Origin of the sequence: Anabaena azotica SJ-1, from assembly GCF_047275885.1 — a bacterium.
GTDB lineage: Bacteria > Cyanobacteriota > Cyanobacteriia > Cyanobacteriales > Nostocaceae > Trichormus_B > Trichormus_B azotica_A.
Window position 1 is genome coordinate 6,094,411 of the sequence record NZ_CP178454.1, and the last position, 20,743, is coordinate 6,115,153.

The 20,743-nt window shown below is 40.0% G+C and carries 18 protein-coding genes; 10 read left to right on the forward strand and 8 right to left on the reverse strand.

Annotated features, from left to right (window positions below; translation table 11 throughout):
• Positions 1-238 precede the first annotated feature (238 nt).
• From psbB to ACLLO5_RS26425, 4 genes are all read left to right on the forward strand, one after another.
• Entirely contained in the window at positions 239-1,768 is a 1,530-nt protein-coding gene (gene psbB, locus ACLLO5_RS26410; protein ID WP_413173432.1) for a photosystem II chlorophyll-binding protein CP47, read from the forward strand.
• Positions 1,769-1,866: 98 nt separating this feature from the next.
• Entirely contained in the window at positions 1,867-1,974 is a 108-nt protein-coding gene (locus ACLLO5_RS26415) for a photosystem II reaction center protein T (RefSeq protein ID WP_013192567.1), read from the forward strand.
• Positions 1,975-2,345: 371 nt separating this feature from the next.
• The gene (locus tag ACLLO5_RS26420; RefSeq protein ID WP_413173433.1) at positions 2,346-3,389 is read left to right on the forward strand and encodes a 30S ribosomal protein S1; all 1,044 of its coding nucleotides are present in this window, start codon (positions 2,346-2,348) and stop codon (positions 3,387-3,389) included.
• A gap of 300 nt (positions 3,390-3,689) precedes the next feature.
• On the forward strand, positions 3,690-4,418 hold the full coding sequence (locus ACLLO5_RS26425; RefSeq protein ID WP_413173434.1) for an HAD family hydrolase: 729 nt from the start codon (positions 3,690-3,692) through the stop codon (positions 4,416-4,418).
• 105 nt (positions 4,419-4,523) lie between these two features.
• Here the strand turns inward: ACLLO5_RS26425 and ACLLO5_RS26430 are convergent, their stop codons facing one another.
• Positions 4,524-5,189, reverse strand: a complete 666-nt coding sequence (locus ACLLO5_RS26430; RefSeq protein WP_413173435.1) for a helix-turn-helix transcriptional regulator — start codon at positions 5,187-5,189, stop codon at positions 4,524-4,526.
• 103 nt (positions 5,190-5,292) lie between these two features.
• On the opposite strand from ACLLO5_RS26430, the gene ACLLO5_RS26435 reads away from it, so the two are divergent.
• Entirely contained in the window at positions 5,293-5,937 is a 645-nt protein-coding gene (locus ACLLO5_RS26435) for a DUF3386 domain-containing protein (RefSeq protein WP_413173436.1), read from the forward strand.
• Positions 5,938-6,048: 111 nt separating this feature from the next.
• Here ACLLO5_RS26435 and ACLLO5_RS26440 read toward each other — a convergent pair whose 3' ends face one another.
• The 3 genes from ACLLO5_RS26440 to ACLLO5_RS26450 are packed head-to-tail and all read right to left on the reverse strand — an operon-like array spanning position 6,049 to position 7,900.
• Positions 6,049-6,441: a GFA family protein gene (locus ACLLO5_RS26440; RefSeq protein WP_413173437.1), complete on the reverse strand. Its 393-nt coding sequence runs from the start codon at positions 6,439-6,441 to the stop codon at positions 6,049-6,051.
• 49 nt (positions 6,442-6,490) lie between these two features.
• Positions 6,491-7,372, reverse strand: coding sequence for an alpha/beta fold hydrolase (locus ACLLO5_RS26445; protein ID WP_413173438.1), 882 nt, complete (start codon positions 7,370-7,372; stop codon positions 6,491-6,493).
• Positions 7,373-7,393: 21 nt separating this feature from the next.
• Positions 7,394-7,900 carry a HugZ family protein gene (locus ACLLO5_RS26450; RefSeq protein WP_413173439.1) on the reverse strand — a complete coding sequence of 169 codons (507 nt, stop codon included), beginning with the start codon at positions 7,898-7,900 and terminating at the stop codon, positions 7,394-7,396.
• Positions 7,901-8,054: 154 nt separating this feature from the next.
• On the opposite strand from ACLLO5_RS26450, the gene ACLLO5_RS26455 reads away from it, so the two are divergent.
• The 4 genes from ACLLO5_RS26455 to ACLLO5_RS26470 all read left to right on the forward strand — a co-directional run bounded on the left by ACLLO5_RS26455 (position 8,055) and on the right by ACLLO5_RS26470 (position 13,632).
• Positions 8,055-9,536 (forward strand): CIA30 family protein, encoded by a 1,482-nt coding sequence (locus ACLLO5_RS26455; RefSeq protein ID WP_413173440.1) that lies wholly within the window; start codon positions 8,055-8,057, stop codon positions 9,534-9,536.
• Between the two features lie 30 nt (positions 9,537-9,566).
• Positions 9,567-9,923 carry a hypothetical protein gene (locus tag ACLLO5_RS26460; protein ID WP_413173441.1) on the forward strand — a complete coding sequence of 119 codons (357 nt, stop codon included), beginning with the start codon at positions 9,567-9,569 and terminating at the stop codon, positions 9,921-9,923.
• A 150-nt stretch (positions 9,924-10,073) separates the two neighbouring features.
• Positions 10,074-13,094, forward strand: coding sequence for a valine--tRNA ligase (locus tag ACLLO5_RS26465; protein WP_413173442.1), 3,021 nt, complete (start codon positions 10,074-10,076; stop codon positions 13,092-13,094).
• A 106-nt stretch (positions 13,095-13,200) separates the two neighbouring features.
• On the forward strand, positions 13,201-13,632 hold the full coding sequence (locus tag ACLLO5_RS26470; protein WP_413173443.1) for a hypothetical protein: 432 nt from the start codon (positions 13,201-13,203) through the stop codon (positions 13,630-13,632).
• A 68-nt stretch (positions 13,633-13,700) separates the two neighbouring features.
• On the opposite strand, the gene ACLLO5_RS26475 is transcribed toward ACLLO5_RS26470, so the two are convergent.
• Together ACLLO5_RS26475 and ACLLO5_RS26480 are read right to left on the reverse strand one after the other, a co-directional pair.
• Positions 13,701-15,680 carry an ABC1 kinase family protein gene (locus tag ACLLO5_RS26475; RefSeq protein ID WP_413173444.1) on the reverse strand — a complete coding sequence of 660 codons (1,980 nt, stop codon included), beginning with the start codon at positions 15,678-15,680 and terminating at the stop codon, positions 13,701-13,703.
• 251 nt (positions 15,681-15,931) lie between these two features.
• Positions 15,932-16,360 carry a BON domain-containing protein gene (locus ACLLO5_RS26480; RefSeq protein WP_413173445.1) on the reverse strand — a complete coding sequence of 143 codons (429 nt, stop codon included), beginning with the start codon at positions 16,358-16,360 and terminating at the stop codon, positions 15,932-15,934.
• Positions 16,361-17,266: 906 nt separating this feature from the next.
• Here ACLLO5_RS26480 and ACLLO5_RS26485 point away from each other — a divergent pair.
• A complete protein-coding gene (locus ACLLO5_RS26485) occupies positions 17,267-18,772 on the forward strand; it encodes a sensor histidine kinase (RefSeq protein WP_413173446.1) in 1,506 nt (501 codons plus the stop codon).
• 119 nt (positions 18,773-18,891) lie between these two features.
• Here ACLLO5_RS26485 and ACLLO5_RS26490 read toward each other — a convergent pair whose 3' ends face one another.
• Together ACLLO5_RS26490 and iscB are read right to left on the reverse strand one after the other, a co-directional pair.
• Positions 18,892-19,116, reverse strand: coding sequence for a DUF167 domain-containing protein (locus tag ACLLO5_RS26490; protein WP_413173447.1), 225 nt, complete (start codon positions 19,114-19,116; stop codon positions 18,892-18,894).
• A gap of 159 nt (positions 19,117-19,275) precedes the next feature.
• The gene (gene iscB, locus ACLLO5_RS26495) at positions 19,276-20,559 is read right to left on the reverse strand and encodes an RNA-guided endonuclease IscB (RefSeq protein ID WP_413171230.1); all 1,284 of its coding nucleotides are present in this window, start codon (positions 20,557-20,559) and stop codon (positions 19,276-19,278) included.
• Positions 20,560-20,743 lie beyond the last annotated feature (184 nt).

The following is a 20,743-nucleotide window of genomic DNA, read 5'->3' on the forward strand; positions in this document are numbered from 1 at the left end:
TTTTTGCTTGGCGATGCCATAGCCGCTCAAACAGCAACTTCCCAAAAGTTAACAACTCCAGGGAATACAGCCATTTCAGCGCATAGGCACAGCTAAACCACAGGCTCATCTGTGGTAAAACTCAAGACTGGCAATAACAAAAAACTCAGAGAGTTCTCCAAGTCACGGCTTCCGTTTCCTGAGAACCTCAGTAAGAAAATTGCTTTGTAAACTAACTCATCTAGGAGGATTGTAGTCGATGGGACTACCCTGGTACCGAGTACATACAGTTGTTCTGAACGATCCAGGTCGGCTGATTTCTGTACACTTAATGCACACAGCCCTAGTTGCTGGCTGGGCTGGTTCAATGGCACTATACGAACTAGCTGTATACGACCCCAGTGATCCAGTTCTCAACCCCATGTGGAGACAAGGGATGTTCGTTCTTCCCTTCATGTCACGTCTAGGCGTAACCGAATCCTGGGGCGGCTGGAGTGTTACTGGTGGCACAGCAGTAGATCCTGGCTTCTGGTCATTTGAAGGCGTTGCTGCTGCTCACATTGTTCTTTCCGGTTTGTTATTCCTCGCAGCCGTTTGGCACTGGGTTTACTGGGATTTGGAACTCTTTAGAGATCCTCGTACCGGCGAACCAGCCTTAGACTTGCCAAAAATGTTTGGCATCCACCTATTCTTATCTGGATTACTTTGCTTCGGTTTCGGTGCTTTCCACCTCACAGGACTATTTGGCCCTGGGATGTGGGTTTCCGATGCCTTTGGTGTCACTGGCAGCATTCAACCAGTAGCACCAGAATGGGGACCAGCCGGGTTTAACCCCTATAACCCTGGTGGCATTGTCGCTCACCACATTGCAGCTGGTGTAGTTGGTATTATCGCTGGTTTATTCCACCTCACAGTTAGACCCCCCGAAAGGCTCTACAAAGCCCTACGGATGGGTAACATTGAAACCGTACTTTCCAGCAGTATCGCTGCCGTATTCTTCGCTGCTTTCGTAGTAGCTGGTACTATGTGGTACGGTAACGCTGCCACCCCCATTGAACTGTTTGGTCCTACCCGCTACCAGTGGGATCAAGGCTACTTCCGTCAAGAAATTGATCGCCGTGTGCAAACCAGTGTTGCTCAAGGTGCAAGTCTAACTGAAGCTTGGTCACAAATCCCCGAAAAATTGGCCTTCTACGATTACGTAGGTAATAGCCCCGCTAAAGGTGGTTTATTCCGTACAGGTCCAATGGTTAAGGGTGATGGTATTGCCCAATCTTGGCAAGGCCACGCAGTATTCACAGATGCAGAAGGACGTGAATTAACTGTTCGTCGTCTGCCTAACTTCTTTGAAACCTTCCCAGTAATTTTGACCGATAAAGATGGAATTGTCCGCGCTGACATTCCTTTCCGTCGGGCAGAATCTAAATACAGCTTTGAACAAACAGGCGTTACTGTTAGCTTCTACGGCGGCAATCTCAACGGCAAGACCTTTACAGATCCTGCTGATGTGAAGAAATACGCTCGTAAAGCTCAAGGTGGAGAAATATTTGAATTTGACCGCGAAACCTTAAACTCTGATGGTGTATTCCGTACATCTCCCAGAGGTTGGTTTACCTTTGGTCACGCAGTATTTGCTCTGCTGTTCTTCTTCGGACACCTCTGGCATGGTTCTCGGACAATCTACCGTGACGTATTTGCTGGTGTAGAAGCGGATCTAGAAGAGCAAGTTGAGTGGGGTCTGTTCCAGAAAGTTGGTGACAAGACCACTCGTACTCGTAAGGAAGCTTAAACTAGGATAAAGTATGAAGTATGAACTTTTATTGCTTCATACTTTTTCCCAGGCTTGGTAAACTAAGATTACTGGCTGGATAGGCAGGAACTCCTAATATGGAAAGCGTTGCATACATCTTAATTTTGACCTTGGCAATAGGTGTTCTCTTTTTTGCGATCGCATTTCGCGAACCCCCCCGCTTTGAGAGAAAAGAGAAAGATTAAACAGTTAAAAACTAAAAACTGGTATTTTTTCTCAGTATTCACCATTTAGCGATTTTTCAACAAGTCAGATTCTGAATTACCCGACTTGTAAAAAAAACCTCAAAATCCTATCCGTTGCCGCCTATTTTGGGTAGCAACGGATAATATTGTGAGTCTGTGTTGCTAAAATTTATAAGGCTGCAAATGCCAACAAGTGAAAAAATTTTGGTTATGTGATATAATATCCTATCTGGAAGATAATATGTTTGAACCTAGCTCTTCTGCGCTAGGATTAACAAAGATGTAAGTGTAGACTTATTTAAAAGCCACCGCATATACATCGTTAACTGTGACAAAAAATTGACGGAGACTAGAACCAGGAACAAATCAGCATGGTCAATCAGAATTTAACCGCTACAGAAATTGGATTTACTCACGAAGATTTCGCTGCTCTACTTGATAAGTACGATTATCACTTCAGCCCTGGTGATATTGTACCAGGTACAGTGTTTAGTATAGAGCCGCGCGGCGCTCTGATTGACATTGGTGCTAAGACAGCAGCATACATACCTATACAGGAAATGTCTATTAACCGGGTAGACAGCCCGGAAGAAGTCTTACAATCAAACGAAACACGGGAATTTTTCATCCTCACTGATGAAAACGAAGATGGTCAGTTAACCCTTTCCATTCGTCGTATTGAATACATGAGGGCATGGGAAAGAGTACGCCAGTTACAAGCAGAAGATGCTACTGTCCGTTCTGGTGTATTTGCCACTAATCGTGGGGGCGCATTGGTACGAATTGAGGGATTACGTGGCTTTATCCCCGGCTCCCACATTAGTACCCGCAAACCAAAAGAAGAATTGGTAGGGGAAGAATTGCCCTTAAAATTCTTAGAAGTAGACGAAGAACGTAACCGCTTGGTTCTCTCCCATCGTCGGGCGCTGGTTGAGCGGAAGATGAACCGTTTGGAAGTAGGCGAAGTGGTAATTGGTACAGTTCGTGGTATCAAACCCTACGGTGCATTTATTGACATCGGTGGTGTTAGCGGACTACTCCACATTTCTGAAATTTCCCATGAGCATATTGACACACCTCACAGCGTGTTCAATGTCAATGATGAAGTGAAAGTAATGATCATTGACTTGGATGCAGAAAGAGGACGGATTTCTCTGTCCACCAAACAGTTGGAACCCGAACCCGGTGACATGATTAAGAACCGCGATTTGGTCTATGATAAGGCCGAAGAAATGGCAGCTAAGTATAGGGAACAAATGTTAGCTAAACAGCAAGGTATAACTGCTGCACCTGTGGAAGCTGTGGAAGCTGTGGAAGCTGTGGAAGCTGTAGAAGCTATAGAAGCTATAGCTGAAGAAGAAATTCCCCCAGCCACTGAAGTGGAAGAAGAAATTCCCGCAGCTGTGGAAGAATAATATATTTTTAGTTGTAATTGCTTGCAACTTAAAAACATAAAACTATTTAATCAAGAGGGATTTTCCCTCTTTTTTTATGCTAGTTGAATTTGGTGATTGATAATAGGGTGTGGGGAGATGGGGATGATGGGGAGAGGGGGAGCAGGGGAGCAGAGGGGCAGGGGAGCAGGGTAAAAATTAATTCGTTCTTCTGACTCCTGCCTTCTGACTCCTGCCTTCTGCCTTCTGCCTTCTGCCTTCTGCCTCCTGACTCCTGACTCCTGAACTCCTGAACTCCTGAACTCCTGAACTCCTTCTAATATGGCTACTATTAAATGTGGAAACAAGACCTTTGCTGATATTAAGGCGATTTTATTTGACAAAAATGGGACATTAGAAGATTCAGAGTCCTATTTGCGATCGCTCGGACAAAGAGGGGCAAGAATTATAGACGCGCAAATTCCTGGTATTGGTGAACCATTGTTAATGGCTTTTGGGATTAATGGCGATCGCCTAGATCCAGCCGGTTTAATGGCCGTAGCCAGTCGTCGAGAAACAGAAACCGCCGCTGCGGCCTATATTGCCGAAACGGGAAGAGGATGGTTTGAGTCTTTAACAATTGCCCGTCAAGCATTAGCAGAAGCTGAACAATACATTGGTAAAACACCCTCACCTTTGTATGTGGGAAGCTTAGAAATTTTAAAATCCCTATCATCAGCCGGATTAAAACTAGGCATTCTCTCAGCCGCAACAACGGAGGAAGTGCAGAAATTTGTCATCACTCATGAGTTAAGGAATTACCTACAACTAGAAATGGGAGTTGATGAAGGTCCGAGTAAACCAGATCCCATTTTATTCCTACAAGCTTGTCAGGCTTTAGGTGTAGAACCCAGAACTACTTTGATGGTTGGTGATTCCGTTGGTGATATGCAAATGGCGCGTGATGGTAAAGCCGCAGGTTGTATTGGTATTACTTGGATTGGTAATTCCGGTAATGTTCGAGGTGCCGATGTGGTGATTCATCAACTTGATGAAATTCAGGTTTTATAGCAGGGTATAGGGTGGGAGCTTCAGGTGCAGAGGAGAATAATGTATTGATCATATTTCCCTATTCCCTCTTCACTGTCACCTGTCACCTGTCACCTGTCACCTATTTCACGAAACCAAACGATCTTGAAGTTTTGCCACCATTTCCGCACGAGCAGAAACCCCCAATTTCCGAAACATTCTTTTCAATGCTTGCTTAACAGAATTTTGGGTAATCCAAAGTTTAGCGGCAATTTCCCCATTAGTTAAACCTTGGGCTACTAATTCAGCAATTTCTAACTCCCTAGCTGTGAGGAGAGAATTAACAGCAGATGATACAGTTTTGGGCTTTGTCCGTAGAGTAGCGAGCTTTGCTGATAAATGAATACATAAAGCACTTAAATCAGCCAAATCATTACCATTAAAAGGGGCGCTACCGGGGTCACGGGCAAAATTCAGCGTTCCTACTAAGCGACCATCACAAACTATTGGACCAGTCATGATGTGTTCGTGACGAGTGCAAAAATTTTTCCAATCTTCTGGTGATAAGATTAATTGCTCATGGGTGGGGGCGTGGCGTTCGACGACATAGCGGCCGACGGGATTAGCTTCCAAACATACAGCCGGCATTTCGGGAGTTTTGATTTCCGTTAATAACTCATCATCCAGGAAAGAAATACCCCAATGTTGCACGCCAAAATGGTCGCCAATGGTGTCCATGAGCGCCTGTTTTAATTCTTGCTCATTTTGAACATGAGCGATCGCTTCAAAAATGGCGTGGAGAGTTTTTGTCATAAGAGTACCCACTTGGGGACTATCCAAACCTCGATAATTACTTCTATCCTAATACCAGCAAGCATAAAACGCTATTCTTACTCGTAGCCAGAGGACAAGCATCATGACAGTTACTCAAATCTCTGCCCAAGAACTTTTCCGGGCTGCCTATCAAAACCGTTACACTTGGGATGAAAATTTCCCAGGTTATAGTGCAGATATCATCTATAAATATGATAGCCAGGTGTTCACTGGCAAAATTCGCATTGACGCTAATCTCAAATGGGAAGTTTCGGAAATAGAAGACCCAGCAGCAAAGAAAGCTATTGAAGGTCAAGTTTGGGAAATCGCCGTTCACCGCGTCCGTCGCACCTTTGAACAAACTCACGGCGAAAACACTTTTAACTATGGAGAAACAGACGAAACTGGGGCTGTAGAAATTATCCTTGGTGGAAAATCAACAGGTGACAAATATAAAGTTCGTAATGATGTAGTAACTCTTGTTCATCGTCATATTCATGGAGTTGTTGTGACAATTAACACTTTCAAAATTCACGAAACAGGGGCAGGATATCTATCTCATACCTATGATGCTGTATATCATGACCCCAACACTGGGTTACAAAAAGGTGGTCGGAGCGAGTTTACAGACGAATATGAAAAAGTAGGAAATTATTACATTCTCAACCGTCGGGAAATTCGCACTGAAACAGACGGAAATCTTTCTGTACAGGAGTTTATTTTCTCTAATCTAGAATTGTTAGGCTAGATTTTTGAATAGTAAATAATTTTTCTCATTCTCTCGTTCCCATACTCTGTATGGGAATGAATTTTAGAAAGCTCTGCCTAAGCGTGACAGCAGAGGCAAAGCCTTTTGAAATCAATTAATCAATTTGTGAATATTATCCTCCCAATTTGCACCATCAAAAGGCACAATTTCAAAATTATCTATCACATCTCCATCTAAACACCGCACATTTACATCAATACAATCGGGATGACTGCGAGGAATATAAAAAGCATGAATTCCACAAATTCGACAAAATTTATGCTGTGCAACTCCTGTATTAAATTGATAGTTTGTCAAAACATCTTCACCTTGCAATAAAGTAAATTTATCTTGAGGGACAATTAAATGCAAAAATCCCTTTTTACTGCAAATTGAACAATTACAATCATCAACTTTGTGGTTATCAACTACTACCCGAAAGCGAACCGCACCACAGTGACAACCACCTTCATAAGTAGCAGTTTGATTAATATTTGTCATCATCACCTCAACAACAATTTATCCTGCTGTATCTGCGTTTATTTGCATTTAATTATTCAAGATACTTAGACAACAACCCAATAAAAACTTCAGGCATTTCCAAATGAAGTAAAATTCCAGTATCAGCTATACCATAAAAAGCCCTAATTGCATCTTTATTTAAACTTGCTAACCTCCTACCCAAATTAATATTAGTAAATTGAGCCTCCTCACCCCAGAAAAACACAGTAGGAATTTTTAATTGCTGAATATATAAACTCAAATCAAAATAAAGATCACCCCGTAAAAATGCCAAAGCAGAAAACTTCGCATTTGGTTGTTGTGCAGAAGTTAAATAAGCCTCTACCATTTCTTGAGTAACTCGTTCTGGCTTAGAAAAAAGAAAGCTTTGTAAAAAATTACTAACAGCAACTTCATTTTCAGCACCCAAAGCATAAATTAAATTATCCAAAAAAGGTGTATTAATCACCGAAAGCGGTAATCTTCGTCCCGCACCTTGTCCAAAATCATCAAACCCAGAAGGAGAAACCAAAAACAAAGCTTTAAATAAATTAGGTTGGGAAATAGCAAGCCGAATAGTAAACCCAGCAGTTAAAGAAGAAGCTATCACCGTCACAGGTTGACTACAAGTTTGATGAATAAACTCACTAATAGTAGTCAAATAATCTTGAATTTGATAATCTCGTACCGGATGATCAGATTCTCCCCAACCAATTAAATCTGGCGCTAAAATACGATATTTATTTGCACAAGCCGGATAAACCTTAGACCATTCATAAGCAGAAGCACCACCACCAAAGTTATGTAAAAATAACAAAGGTGGTAACTTTTCCTCAATATTCCAAGGTTCACTCATTTGGGTATAATAAATCATCGCACCCAAAGAAGTATTAATAACCTTTTGACCAAAACCAGGAGGGTGAAATTTCAGCATACAATATTTAGGAATTATAAATTATGAATTAGAAATATTATCTTTAGTAACTGGTACAAGTTGATGGAGATTATCACCATTAATATTGTAAATAGAACCAAACCCCATTACAAAACGTCCCTCAGTTGGAGTGAGTTGAAAAATTCTAAAATCTGGCAAACTGCGTAACATTTCAATAATTTCTCCAAAACGTTCTTGAAATTGATTAACAATTTGATTCCATTGTTCAGTTTCCCTTGCAATTAAACTCGCTGTACAATCAAAACTCAAACGACGACGCGCGAAAATATTAGGAGTCTTCGCTTCATCATCAATAAATAAAACACCGACATAAGGATGAGCTTGAATATTAGTAGTATGACTAGCTAAACCACTCACATAAATGTAGATATTTTTAGCTTCATCTATTACGAAAGGAGTATAACTAGCATTAGGTATTCCCTGGGAGTTAACCGTACTAATAATAATACTGGCAAATTCTTGAGGAAAATTTTCATACTCAGCTTGAACTTTTTCAAATTGGCTCATAACCATAGCTTAATCTTGAGTTATTAAATTATTATAATATAAATTTGATACTCTCATATCCCCAACTTCTATATATTATTCATGATTGAGGATAGCAATAATATAAAATTGCTACAATCAGAAGAGAATACACTAGAGTAGCAACCAAGTAATTGTGACTGAAAAAAATCGTTCTCAATGGGACTTATGCCGATTCATCAAAACCCTGACCTACTTTGAGGTATTTCCTGTCTTGAATTGGGTACAAAAGTTATTTCAAAGTCGTCCTGAAAATAATCAAAACCCACCAAATGGGGGGAGGAAAATGGGTATAATTCTAGTAGCTGGTGCCACAGGTGGAGTTGGTAAACGAGTAGTAAAAAGATTACTAACTCAAGGTGATAAAGTGCGCTGCTTAGTCAGAGACATTGACAAAGCGCGGTCAATTCTTGGTAATGAAGTTGACTTAGTAGTGGGAGATATTACCAAACCTGAAACCCTCAACAGCTTAGTTATGAGTAATATCCAAGCAGTTGTTTGTTGTACAGCAGTGCGTGTTCAACCAGTAGAAGGAGACACACCTGATAGAGCTAAATATAATCAAGGTGTGAAATTTTATCTCCCAGAAATTGTGGGTGATACACCTGAAAATGTCGAATACAAAGGTGTGAAAAACTTAGTAGAAGCAGCAGCAAAATATTTACCAAACACAGGTGAAAAAGCAATTTTTGACTTTACTCAATCATCACAAGAATTAAAAGATATTTGGGGCGCTTTGGATGATGTGGTCATGGGTGGTGTCAGTGCCAGCAATTTTCAAATCTTAGAAAAAACAGCTTTATTTGCTGGTAATGTTTCTACCGCTAATTCAGGAGGTTTTGCGTCTGTCAGAACCAAGAATTTTTCACCAGCAATTGATTTATCAGGTCATGCAGGTGTAAAATTGCGCGTCAAAGGTGACGGACAACGTTATAAAATCTTTTTGCGAACAGAATCAACTTGGGACGGTGTTGGTTACAGTTATTCTTTCGATACTGTAGCTAATACATGGATAGATATTACCATTCCCTTTGCAAACTTGACACCTGTATTTAGAGCTAAATCTGTTAAAGATTGTCCAGCAATTGATGCTAGTAAGGTTTGCTCTTTTCAATTAATGTTGAGCAAATTTGAATATGATGGCGCTTTAAATCCTAAATTTAATCCTGGTAGTTTTACATTAGAACTAGAATCAATCAAGGCTTATGGTGGTGAAGCTTTACCTCAATTTGTCTTAGTTAGTTCTGCTGGTGTGACTCGTCCTGGAAGACCAGGAATTAATTTAGATGAAGAACCACCTGCGGTAAGATTAAATGACCAATTGGGAGGAATTTTAACTTGGAAATTAAAAGGAGAAGATAGTTTAAGATCCAGTGGAATTCCCTACACAATTATTAGACCATGTGCTTTAACTGAAGCAGATGGAGGAAAAGAGTTAATATTTGAACAAGGGGATAATATTAGAGGAAAAATTAGCCGGAATGATGTGGCAGAAATTTGCGTTCAATCTCTAAAACAACCAAAAGCACGTAATATAACTTTGGAAGTAAAAGAGGGAGAAAATAATCCTAATTCTATAAATTGGGAACATTTATTTTCTAACTTAAAATCTGATTAATAAGTAAATGCTAAATACCCAGTCAATAAGATGTTAAAAAAATTATTGTTTGCTGGTGTTTTGGTCATAATGCTGTGGAGTGGTATTTTTTCTAATACCGCTTCATCACAGCAGGTAGAGTTTCGGGTTAATAATCTAGAATCCGACTTGCGTCGTTTGGAGTTGAGATTAAACCAAATTGAGTTATTACTCAGTCAAAAACCTCAAACTCCATCATCTAGAATTACTCAGGCTTCTCCCAAACTACCAAATTCCACAAGAAATTTATCCCCATCAGAACGGGATAGAATATTTGATAGATTATCAACTTTAGTAGTTGAATTAAAACAACAAGTTAATAAATTAGAACAGCGGTTTATCAAACTGGAGTCGAGAAAATCAGGATGATATAAATCTATATTGGTAAACAAATAACTACTTGATACCATATCAATACAAGTAATGTAAGTTGGGTTGCAAAATAGAAACATATCCACAAACACTCTCCAAGCTTGTGGCAAAATTGATCAGAGTCCTAAAAAACTGATTATTCCCAGCATGACCGCAACTATTCCTAATCTCCCCAGTCTCTACGAAGCCTTCTCCACAGAAGCCAAATGGCAAAAATTCTGGGAAGAAAACCAAGTCTACAAAGCAGACCCGAATCACAAAGGTGAACCCTTTTGCGTCGTTATTCCACCACCAAACGTTACTGGTAGTTTACATATAGGTCACGCTTTTGAAAGCGCGTTGATTGATACCATTGTGCGCTACCATCGAATGAAGGGACGTAACACTCTATGGGTACCGGGAACAGACCACGCGAGTATAGCAGTCCAAACAATTTTAGAAAAGCAACTCAAGGCTGAAGGTAAAACTCGCCATGATGTAGGTCGAGAAAAATTCCTGGAACGCGCCTGGCAATGGAAAAATGAATCTGGCGGTACAATTGTTAATCAATTACGCCGTTTGGGTGTTTCTGTGGACTGGTCACGGGAACGATTCACCTTGGATGAAGGTTTATCTAAAGCTGTTTTAGAAGCATTTATCCGCCTCTATGAAGAAGGATTAATTTACCGTAGTAACTATCTGGTTAACTGGTGTCCCGCTTCCCAGTCTGCGGTGTCTGATTTGGAAGTGGAACCAAAAGAAGTAAATGGTAATCTTTGGCACTTTCGTTATCCCCTCAGCGATGGTTCTGGTTTTGTGGAAGTGGCTACAACACGACCAGAAACGATGTTAGGTGATACAGGTGTTGCGGTTAACCCTGATGATGAACGGTATAAAGATTTAATTGGTAAAACACTAACTTTACCAATTATGAACCGAGAAATTCCCATTATTGGTGACGAGTTAGTTGACCCTGGTTTCGGTACAGGTTGTGTGAAAGTAACTCCTGCCCATGACCCGAATGATTTTGAAATGGGTAAGCGTCACAATTTGCCGTTTATCAATATTATGAACAAAGACGGCACGCTGAACGAGAACGCTGGTGAGTTTCAAGGTCAAGACCGCTTCGTTGCTAGAAAAAATGTCATTGCCCGTTTAGAAGCTGATGGTGTGCTGGTAAAAATAGAAGATTATAAACATACAGTACCTTATAGCGATCGCGGAAAAGTCCCCGTTGAACCCCTGCTTTCAACTCAGTGGTTTGTGAAAATTCGTCCCCTCGCTGACAAAACCCTGGAATTTCTTGACCAGCAAAATTCCCCTGAATTTGTACCCCAACGCTGGACTAAAGTTTATCGTGACTGGTTAGTAAATCTGCGTGACTGGTGTATTTCCCGTCAACTTTGGTGGGGTCATCAAATCCCCGCTTGGTATGCTGTTAGTGAAACAGGTGGCGAAATTACCGACACCACACCCCATTTCGTCGCCCGGAATGAAGCAGAAGCTTTAGAAAAAGCTAAATCACAATTTGGGGAAGAAGTTAAATTAGAACAAGACCCCGATGTTTTAGATACTTGGTTTTCCTCTGGTTTATGGCCATTTTCAACTTTAGGTTGGCCAGAACCAACACAGGATTTAGAAACTTACTATCCCACCACCACCTTAGTTACAGGCTTTGATATCATCTTTTTCTGGGTAGCAAGAATGACGATGATGGCGGGACATTTTACGGGAAAAATGCCTTTCAAAACCGTTTATATTCATGGTTTAGTCAGGGATGAAAATAATAAGAAAATGTCCAAATCAGCAAATAATGGCATTGACCCATTATTGTTGATTGATAAATATGGAACTGATGCCCTCCGTTACACTTTAGTCAAAGAAGTAGCGGGTGCTGGTCAAGATATTCGCTTAGAATATGACCGCAAAAAAGATGAATCAATATCTGTCGAAGCATCGCGGAATTTTGCCAATAAATTATGGAATGCCGCCAGATTTGTAATGATGAATTTGGATGGGCAAACTCCAGCACAATTGGGTAAGCCTGCACCTACAGAACTTAGTGATAAATGGATTCTTTCCCGCTATCATCAAGTAGTTAAACAGACAAATAATTACATTGATAATTACGGTTTAGGAGAAGCAGCTAAAGGACTTTATGAGTTTATTTGGGGTGATTTTTGTGATTGGTATATTGAATTAGTCAAATCCAGATTGCAAAAAGATGCAGATCCGGCATCTCGTCAAGTTGCCCAACAAATACTAGCTGAAATATTGGAAGGAGTATTAAAGTTATTACATCCTTTCATGCCCCATATTACCGAAGAAATTTGGCAAACTCTCACCCAACAACCAGCCGAAAATCCTCAGATTTTAGCTTTACAAAGCTATCCAGAACCAGACACAAATTTAATTGATTCTAGTTTAGAAGAACAGTTTGATTTGTTAATTGATACAATCCGTACCATTCGCAATTTACGCGCCGAAGCTGATGTTAAACCAGGAGTAAAAATTACTGCTAATTTGCAAAGTGAAAGCGATAAAGAAAGGCTAATTCTTACCACGGGACAGTATTACATTAAAGATTTAGCTAAGGTAGAAACCTTAACTATTAATGCTCCCAAACCTACTGTAGAAGCACCAAAAATTAACCCAATTTTTACCAGTCCTTATTGGCAGACCTTCAAAACAATTTCTTTAATTATTATTGCCTTAGTTTCCCTCAGAGTCGCTATCTTTGTCGGAAATACAACTCTACGTCTACCAATTTTTGGGATGTTCTTTGAAACTGTGGGTTTGGGTTACGCTGGTTGGTTTTTTGTTCGCTATTTACTAAATGCTAAAGCGAGACAAGAATTATTTACTAAATACTTCCCAGTCAAAGAAACATCAACAACAGCAGAAATAACGCCAACTCCAGAAAAGGAAAATTCTATTTCTGGTGTTGTTGGTACAGTTCAGGTTGTCATTCCCTTGACTGGAGTAGTTGATATTGAAGTCTTACGTGCCAAACTAGAGAAAAGCTTGAACAAAGTTGAAGCAGAAGCTAAATCTTTAAGTGGAAGATTGAGTAATTCTAGCTTTGTAGATAAAGCACCCGCAGATGTGGTACAAACTACAAGAAATGCTTTAACAGAAGCCGAAAAACAAGCGGAAATTTTACGCGATCGCTTGCGTACCCTAGTATAAAATAAACCTGACGGTTGACTCCTAACTGTTAACCGTCAACTCATAAGAGAACTTTGAACAGTCACAAACAAATGATTAATGATTAATTATTACTAATAAAAAAATTATGAAATATCTAGCCCAAGTACATAAAACCGATTTAGATCAATATCAATTATGCCTATTAGCCCATCAGGAAAGTGAATATTTATGGTCAATAATTTCTGAAGAGACATTTATTCCTTTAAAAACAGACAACACAATGAATGAGAAAGTGTTAGTCTTAGTTACACTTTCTCCTACAGATGAAATAGAAACAATTGAAGATGCTACCCGGTGGGTAATTTATTTAGTTGAAACTTACCTAACCGCTGGTATTACTCCAGAATTTTTACAACAGGAAGCATATCAAGCCGAACATTGGCGACAATCTTTAACCTTGCAAAGCCAAGATTTAGCACGTCGTACTTTGGAATTAGAAGCCCGTCGGGAACAAATTCAAGCTCTAGAAGAAAGTCTCCAACGTGATAAAAATGGTAATCAAGAAGGTAATTTGTAGATAAGGGAACAGGGAACAGATAGAAATTTATTAGTTCTATTCTCCCCCTCTTTTTTCACTGTCACCAATCACCCAATTTCTTCTGCTGCTAATAATTGTCTAATCAACTTAGCTAAAGCTTTCTGTGTAAAACGATGGGCAATTTGTTGACCCAAATTTTGTACTTTAGGATTGACAACAATTTGCGCTATTTGAGGAGCAAGTTTTGCCGGATCAAAACCTCTAGTTTCTCGCAAAATCCCCACAATGCGTTTGATATGTTCTAAGGTTTGTTGTTGTTCAACTGTAGCCCCAGGAGTTTCACTAATAGCCGTTAATCCCACTCTTTCCCGCAACAAAGATGTGACACCATGTAAGGCATTTTTACTCATGGCATCGAGTCCATTTATAAACTCATCAACCAACCTGTCACGAATAAATGAACCCCGTTCAGAAGATAAAAAATCTACTCCCTGAGACACTACTAAATTAAAGTCGTAATCCTGATTACTACGGGCATTTTTTAACAAATTTTCTAAACGATTCCACCGAAATTTACCATCTTTAAATAGTAAATCTTGCAATGAAGTTCTTAATTCATCTGCTGGATCAGTTAATAGGCGTTTAGAAACATAAGGATAAGCTTCACTGAGAACTTTAAAATTAGGATCAATATAGATAGCAATCCCTTCCAATGTCACCAAAGAACGAATAATTAAAGCGTAATAAGGAGGAACGCGGAAAGGATACTCATACATTAATGCCGATAAATCATCGGTGATACTTTTAATGTTTAATTCTGCTACACTTGCACCTTGAGCATTAGCAAAAACTTTACTAAAAGCAGGAATAATTGGTGTTAAATCTGTTTCTGGAGAAAGAAACTCTAATTTCACATAATCTTGTGCTAAAGAGTCAAAATCACGGTTGACAACGTGAACGATCGCCTCAATTAAACCATAACGTTGAGGTGGTTTAATCTCGCTCATCATCCCAAAGTCTAGATAAGCCAACTTACCATCAAAAGTAGCTAATAAATTACCAGGGTGAGGGTCAGCATGGAAAAATCCATGTTCCAATAATTGACGCAAAGAACACTGCACACCCACTTCAATTAAATAGCGTGCATCTATTCCTAGTTCCTTGATTTCCCTAGTTTGAGTTAACTTAATCCCATTAATCCACTCCATCGTTAACACACGACGGTTAGTGTATTCCCAATAAATTTTGGGAACGTAGATATCTTGAATATGCCCGTATAATTCAAAAAAGCGTTCCGCATTTGCACCTTCATGGATATAATCCATTTCTTCAAAAATGCGATCGCCCAACTCATCCAAAATCCCAACTAAATCACTCCGTACCCGCTTCACCTTCCGTTGTACAAAACCCGCAAGACGGCGTAAAATATACAAATCAATAGTAATTATTTCTCGTAAATCTGGGCGCTGTACCTTAATAGCCACCTCTTCCCCAGTTTTAAGCTTCCCCTTATATACCTGTCCCAAAGAAGCAGCCGCAATAGGTTCAGATGAAAGTTCCGCATAAATTTGGTCTGGTTTAGCCCCCAGTTCCTCCTCAATAAACTGGTAAGCAATTTCATTCGCAAACGCTGGTAATTGGTCTTGCAGTCTAGTTAACTCCTCCAGATATACTGGTGGCACCAAATCAGGCCTAGTAGACAAAGCCTGTCCAATTTTAATATAAGCAGGCCCCAGCTTAGTCAACAACTCTCGCAGTTGAATAGCCCGACGACGGTCATTTTTGACCTTAACACCCCGTTTATTATCCCACCACAAACCAAAAACATAAGCCAAAGTAGGTTGCAGAACCGTCACAATCCGGCGTAACACTTGTAAAAGTTTATTTTCATAGTGTGCCAAAATTTCTACAGGATCATAACGCAGTGATTCCGGTTCAGCTTGTGTAGTTCTTAACATTGTAGGAGAATCGCTGACTAAGGCTTCTATCCCATTTTCAGGTACTACATCAATAATCGACAACTCGCTGTTGCCACTGTCCTGCACACTCGATTGGGAACTAGGAGGCGTGAAACTCTTAACCATCATGAAGAAAGCCACCAGTTAGATGAACGCTGTTAAGTATTGTAACAATATATTGCCATTTCAGCATATTCATAACAAGTTTGCACATTGAGGCAGAAGGCAGGAGGCAGGAGGCAGGAGGCAGGAGGCAGGAGGCAGGAGGCAGAAGGCAGAAGGCAGGAGGCAGGAGGCAGGAGGCAGGAGGATAAGAAGAAAATATTTCCCCCCTCTCCCCCTCTCCTCTGCTCCCCTGCTCCCCTGCTCCCCATCACCTGTTATAGCTTCTTCTCAGGTGTAACCTTTGCCTCTACTTTGACACTTTTCACACCTTTGACTTCCTTAACCAAAGCTTCGGCTTTTTTAAGTTCTTCCTCAGAAGCAGCACTACCTTTGAGGATAATTGCACCTTCCTTATTCTCTACTTCCAACTTATTGCTAGGTAAACCTGCCTTTAACTTTTTACTAATTTCCGTTGTCAAATCGCTTGCAGGTTTAGCAGACCCCGGAGTAATTTTAGCAGTTGATTTTTCAGGGCTAGCAGTTTTTCCTGTAACTTGTGTTGTTTGAGATGCCGGTTTAACTGGTGCCAAAGTAGCTTCAGTTTTTGTAGCAGGAGTTTCTGAACCAGTTTTAGGAGCTTCTTGGCAACCAAAAACACCAACTACTAAAATGCCACTAACAACAAAAGGAATGAGGTTTTTCATGTTTATCTCCCTATTGAATACTTGAAGCGATGAATTGAGGCGTGTGATGTCCAGGAGCGAATCTTAAAAAACAAATTAAATGACTACACCCATGCTTAATCAAGCATTTAGTTAGCTAAAACAGGACTTACGCAACTAGTATATTTAGTAGGATGAGTCAGACCTATCAATTGCTTAATCTCAAAAGATTTTTCTCATCTGAGACACCCTACAAGAGACTTGATTGCGACACTTGGGTAAGTCCTATGAAAATTGAAGATTGGATAACTTTCTAGCGACTCAAATTTACAAGCCTTTTCTCACAAAAGTACCAATTCAATTTTCTTAATGGCTACAAACCAAAGAGGACTAGTATATGGTAAATGACTGGTTCATCAATTTATGGATCTGAGCTTAGAATACCCGCAGCATTTAGAAGGGTAGATTATGCAGCCACGTCTGGATCACTCGATGTTATCAGATTTGGAGAAGTTTGACGCATTCTGAAGCAAAATTTTAGGATATCTACACTGACAGAGGAAATATAGAGATAGGGAGAAAAATGGTAAGTATTCAGGATAGAGAATACTTCAAGTCAGGAGAATAAAGGCTTTTTTAGTCAACTTTGATGATTTGGATAAAATCTCACTGCTCTCTATTCTTCATTTCATCAGTATTCTGACTCCTGAACGGTAGTTGCTCCACTTGGGGAAACCCCAAGACCGCACTGCCTCCTCCTGACTCCTGAATTCTTACGAAAAATGTATGATCTCCTGCCCCTGTCCCCTTATCCCTGCGGAAATTGCCCCTGAATTGTTCGGTTCTACGACTGTTATTAGTGCAGGAATGACTATAACCTCGTAAGTATATGGTGCAATGTCTACTTTAGCTGCTGTTAGATGCTCTTGAATCAAGGGGTGAAAACCTGTGTACGAATGGATCTTGCCAAGTCTGAGAGAAGTTTTAGCCTATAGCCAATCAAGTATGGCTGAGTGTTCATCCGCCAAAGCAGAGCAGCAATGGCGCATCAGTTTAGCTGCAACTGAACATCTACTACTCAAAACCTTAGCAACCACTCCCCCTCATATCACCCAAGGTTTAGTTCTAACTGCACCAGCACCCTTATTTAGTCAGCCAAAACTAACTCAAAGTTTACAAACAGTAACTTTTACAGCCAAACCTTTTAACCCATTGGCTTTGATGCCGTTTCATATCTCACCAGCGATGGTGCAGAGTGCTGGGAAAGAGGTAATGTGTACTCTGGAAAACTCACCGACAATAACAGACTGTGCTTACGCACACACGGAAATTAATCCAGAGGAATCCATCTTACCTTTATTACCTGCCGATCCTCTGGGATCAGAACAATTTTGCTTGGTGTTCACAGAAAAATTTAGATTAGTTCTGGTTTTGTCAGAACACATAAGCGGTAAAAAAGAATTTTTATTTTCATTTGAACCAGAAGTAGTACAACAGGCTTGGCACGCATTAGGTGCAAGGGTTGTCTTGACTAATCCAGATTTATTCACTGAGTTGGATGCTTTAGTTCAGCAATATTCCCCAGTTGTAGCAGATTATCAAACAATAATTCAATTTAGCCAGTTGTTGCTTCAGGAATTAGCAGAGCCAGAAGCAGATAAAGCAGTACATAATCCTCCCATTTCTCCGCTTCCTCATATTCCCGCTTCCCCATCACCAAAACCATCTTCCCGTTCTGATGTAGAACTACTACAAGCCTTTGCTCATGAAGTCCGCACACCATTAGCGACTATTCGCACTCTGACTCGTCTGCTACTGAAGCGGCGGGATTTACCTGTTCCCGTAATTAAGCGATTGGAAGTCATTGACCACGAGTGTACTGAGCAAATTGACCGTATGGAGTTATTGTTTAAAGCCGCAGAATTAGAAACTTGTTCCGCTGCAAAATCTGCGAATACACAATTAACTCCCATGTCTTTAGATCAAGTATTACAGCAAAGTATCCCTCGTTGGCAACAAGCAGCAACACGACGGAATTTAACTTTAGATGTGGCTTTACCCCAGCAACTGCCAACTGTAGTCAGTAATCCCGCTATGCTAGACCGGGTACTGACAGGTTTAATGGAGAACTTTACCCGCAGTTTACCCCCTGGAAGTTCTATTCAAGTTCAAGTAATTCCCGCTGGTGATCAACTCAAATTACAATTATCTCCTCAATTAGATTGCCAAGATACAACTAGAACTGCAACACTACCAATTCGTAAATCTCTTGGTCAGCTATTAATGTTTCAACCAGAAACTGGAACAATTAGTTTAAATATTGCTGCAACTAAGCATCTATTTCAAGCAATTGGTGGTAAGTTAATTGTCCGTCAAAATCCCCAGTATGGAGAAGTGTTGACGATTTTTTTACCTTTGGAAGTTAACAGCAAACAAAAGGTAAAAGTAACTTGATTTTTGATTTTTAAGTAAGAATTCAGGAGTCAGAATGTTTCAAAAATTGCTTAAATATCAAATATGTATTTTCGGACTTAGCCATTAGCTAAATGCTGACTTACAAAAAAAATTACCAATTACCAATTATCAATTTCCACTAATTTTTGTCGAGATGATAAACCAGATTTAATTCTAATATCAGATTTTGGTACATCAAACTTTTCTGCTAAAAGCTTAATTAACTCTTCATTGGCTTTACCATCAACTGGTGGTGATTTTAAATGTACGATTAAACTACCATCTTCCTGCTCTGTAATTCTCTGTTGTTTAGAGTTGGGTTTAACCTTCACTTTTTTTTGCATACAATCATATTATTCATCTAAACCTCCAGGAGACCCCCACCAAAACTGTACTCAGTTTGGTGATGGGAGGAATGGAGGGTTAATTGTGAAACGTCCCTTGAGTAATTTTGTGCGCCAGCACAAACAATGAGAGAGACATTTGAGCAATTAACAAATCTGTTATTTTCCATATTCGTAACCGTCCTTTTTGTGAATTGATTTACAGTATTTGTAAGAGATACCTTGAATCAGTCCAGACACTGTTGAGATATTGAAACTACCGCTAGTCCTCACCGCTACTCGTCCGATATATGCCCCAATCTTTGTACCTTTTGTGACAACAGCTTTAACAATGTCTCCGGTTTGAAAACCATTAACAAATTTGAACCTGGGGACATATCTAGAAGGAAAACCGTATTTGTCAGTTCTGCAAGATTGTCTAGTGCCGTGACCGTTAGCTGTAATTAACAATGGTTTAACACCTTTGATATTGAGAATTGGAGTTAATTGACCAACACAAGCTGCATCAATCCAGTGCGTTTTCTCTAGTTTCTGTTGACTTCTATTGAATTTTGTTAGCCCTCCTGAACCAGTTTCTACAGGTAATCCAGTCGCTTTTAAAACTTTTAGTAATGCCAATCGAGTTGTGTTGACGGAGGCCGCATCAGCTAATGGTCTTTTGGCTTGCTTCAGGATTTTTTCTAACCTTGATGGGTCTTTTTTGAGGAAATCTTTGATATCTTTTGTTCCCTTCTTGGTATTACATTTCTCGCAACTTAAAGTGAGATTTGTAATTGAATCACTACCACCTTTGGCTCGTGGATGAATATGCTCTACTTGAAAAGGAACGTCTTTCACTCCACAGTAGGCACATTGTCTATCCCACTTTTCTAGTAAGTATTCTCTAGTTTCGTAACCAGCTAAAGTTCCTTGTTGATATTCCCTACCTTGAAGATCAGGATTAACCATTAACTGCATATCAAACCTTACTAATTCTTGACTAATCGCCCCAATTGGTGCAAATTGGCGCAACTTTTTCACCCAAGTTTTGATATTCTCAATTCGACTTTGTAAGCTCGGTGCTAACCATCCCTCTGGACGTGTTCTATTCAAGAACCTTGGTTGTCTGTAACGAGTTTTTCTTGCACGTCTAGAACGTCTTAATTGTCTTCTAGAAGTTAAAGCATCTCTAATTGCGAAGCCTCTATGTTTTAATTCAGCAGCAAATACAACCTCACCAGTTGAATCGTTAACTAATGCCATTCCCGTGAATTTTGCACCAGGATCAATCTTTAATCTCAGCGACGATACTGGGGAGTCAGGACGCGATTCTTTGAGAATAATTGTGAACGGAAACTGTCTAAATATTGCTGCTTTTTTGTTTCTTAATAGTTGTCTGGCTTGTGCAGAATGAATTGGATTTAACGGTATGAAGTTGGTATCTAAAACAAATACTTTGGACATATTGTCCCTCCTTGCGGGTAATGTTAGCTTTGACAATGTTAGAGGTCGGTAACTATCTTAAAAGCACTGGTTTAACCCTTAAGCCTGTTTAACTTTTAAGTTCTAGAGCAGGGAACTAGTGAAGCAGCGCGGTCTTGGGGGTTTCCCCCATGAGCGACTGCTGAACCCCGAAGGGGCTACGCAT

Bases quoted from the DNA above. Each gene is read 5' to 3' on its own strand.
- psbB (WP_413173432.1), top strand. From the start codon at position 239: ATGGGACTACCCTGGTACCGAGTACATACAGTTGTTCTGAACGATCCA.
- ACLLO5_RS26415 (WP_013192567.1), top strand. From the start codon at position 1,867: ATGGAAAGCGTTGCATACATCTTAATTTTGACCTTGGCAATAGGTGTT.
- ACLLO5_RS26420 (WP_413173433.1), top strand. From the start codon at position 2,346: ATGGTCAATCAGAATTTAACCGCTACAGAAATTGGATTTACTCACGAA.
- ACLLO5_RS26425 (WP_413173434.1), top strand. From the start codon at position 3,690: ATGGCTACTATTAAATGTGGAAACAAGACCTTTGCTGATATTAAGGCG.
- ACLLO5_RS26430 (WP_413173435.1), bottom strand. From the start codon at position 5,189: ATGACAAAAACTCTCCACGCCATTTTTGAAGCGATCGCTCATGTTCAA.
- ACLLO5_RS26435 (WP_413173436.1), top strand. From the start codon at position 5,293: ATGACAGTTACTCAAATCTCTGCCCAAGAACTTTTCCGGGCTGCCTAT.
- ACLLO5_RS26440 (WP_413173437.1), bottom strand. From the start codon at position 6,441: ATGATGACAAATATTAATCAAACTGCTACTTATGAAGGTGGTTGTCAC.
- ACLLO5_RS26445 (WP_413173438.1), bottom strand. From the start codon at position 7,372: ATGCTGAAATTTCACCCTCCTGGTTTTGGTCAAAAGGTTATTAATACT.
- ACLLO5_RS26450 (WP_413173439.1), bottom strand. From the start codon at position 7,900: ATGAGCCAATTTGAAAAAGTTCAAGCTGAGTATGAAAATTTTCCTCAA.
- ACLLO5_RS26460 (WP_413173441.1), top strand. From the start codon at position 9,567: ATGTTAAAAAAATTATTGTTTGCTGGTGTTTTGGTCATAATGCTGTGG.
- ACLLO5_RS26465 (WP_413173442.1), top strand. From the start codon at position 10,074: ATGACCGCAACTATTCCTAATCTCCCCAGTCTCTACGAAGCCTTCTCC.
- ACLLO5_RS26470 (WP_413173443.1), top strand. From the start codon at position 13,201: ATGAAATATCTAGCCCAAGTACATAAAACCGATTTAGATCAATATCAA.
- ACLLO5_RS26475 (WP_413173444.1), bottom strand. From the start codon at position 15,680: ATGATGGTTAAGAGTTTCACGCCTCCTAGTTCCCAATCGAGTGTGCAG.
- ACLLO5_RS26480 (WP_413173445.1), bottom strand. From the start codon at position 16,360: ATGAAAAACCTCATTCCTTTTGTTGTTAGTGGCATTTTAGTAGTTGGT.
- ACLLO5_RS26490 (WP_413173447.1), bottom strand. From the start codon at position 19,116: ATGCAAAAAAAAGTGAAGGTTAAACCCAACTCTAAACAACAGAGAATT.
- iscB (WP_413171230.1), bottom strand. From the start codon at position 20,559: ATGTCCAAAGTATTTGTTTTAGATACCAACTTCATACCGTTAAATCCA.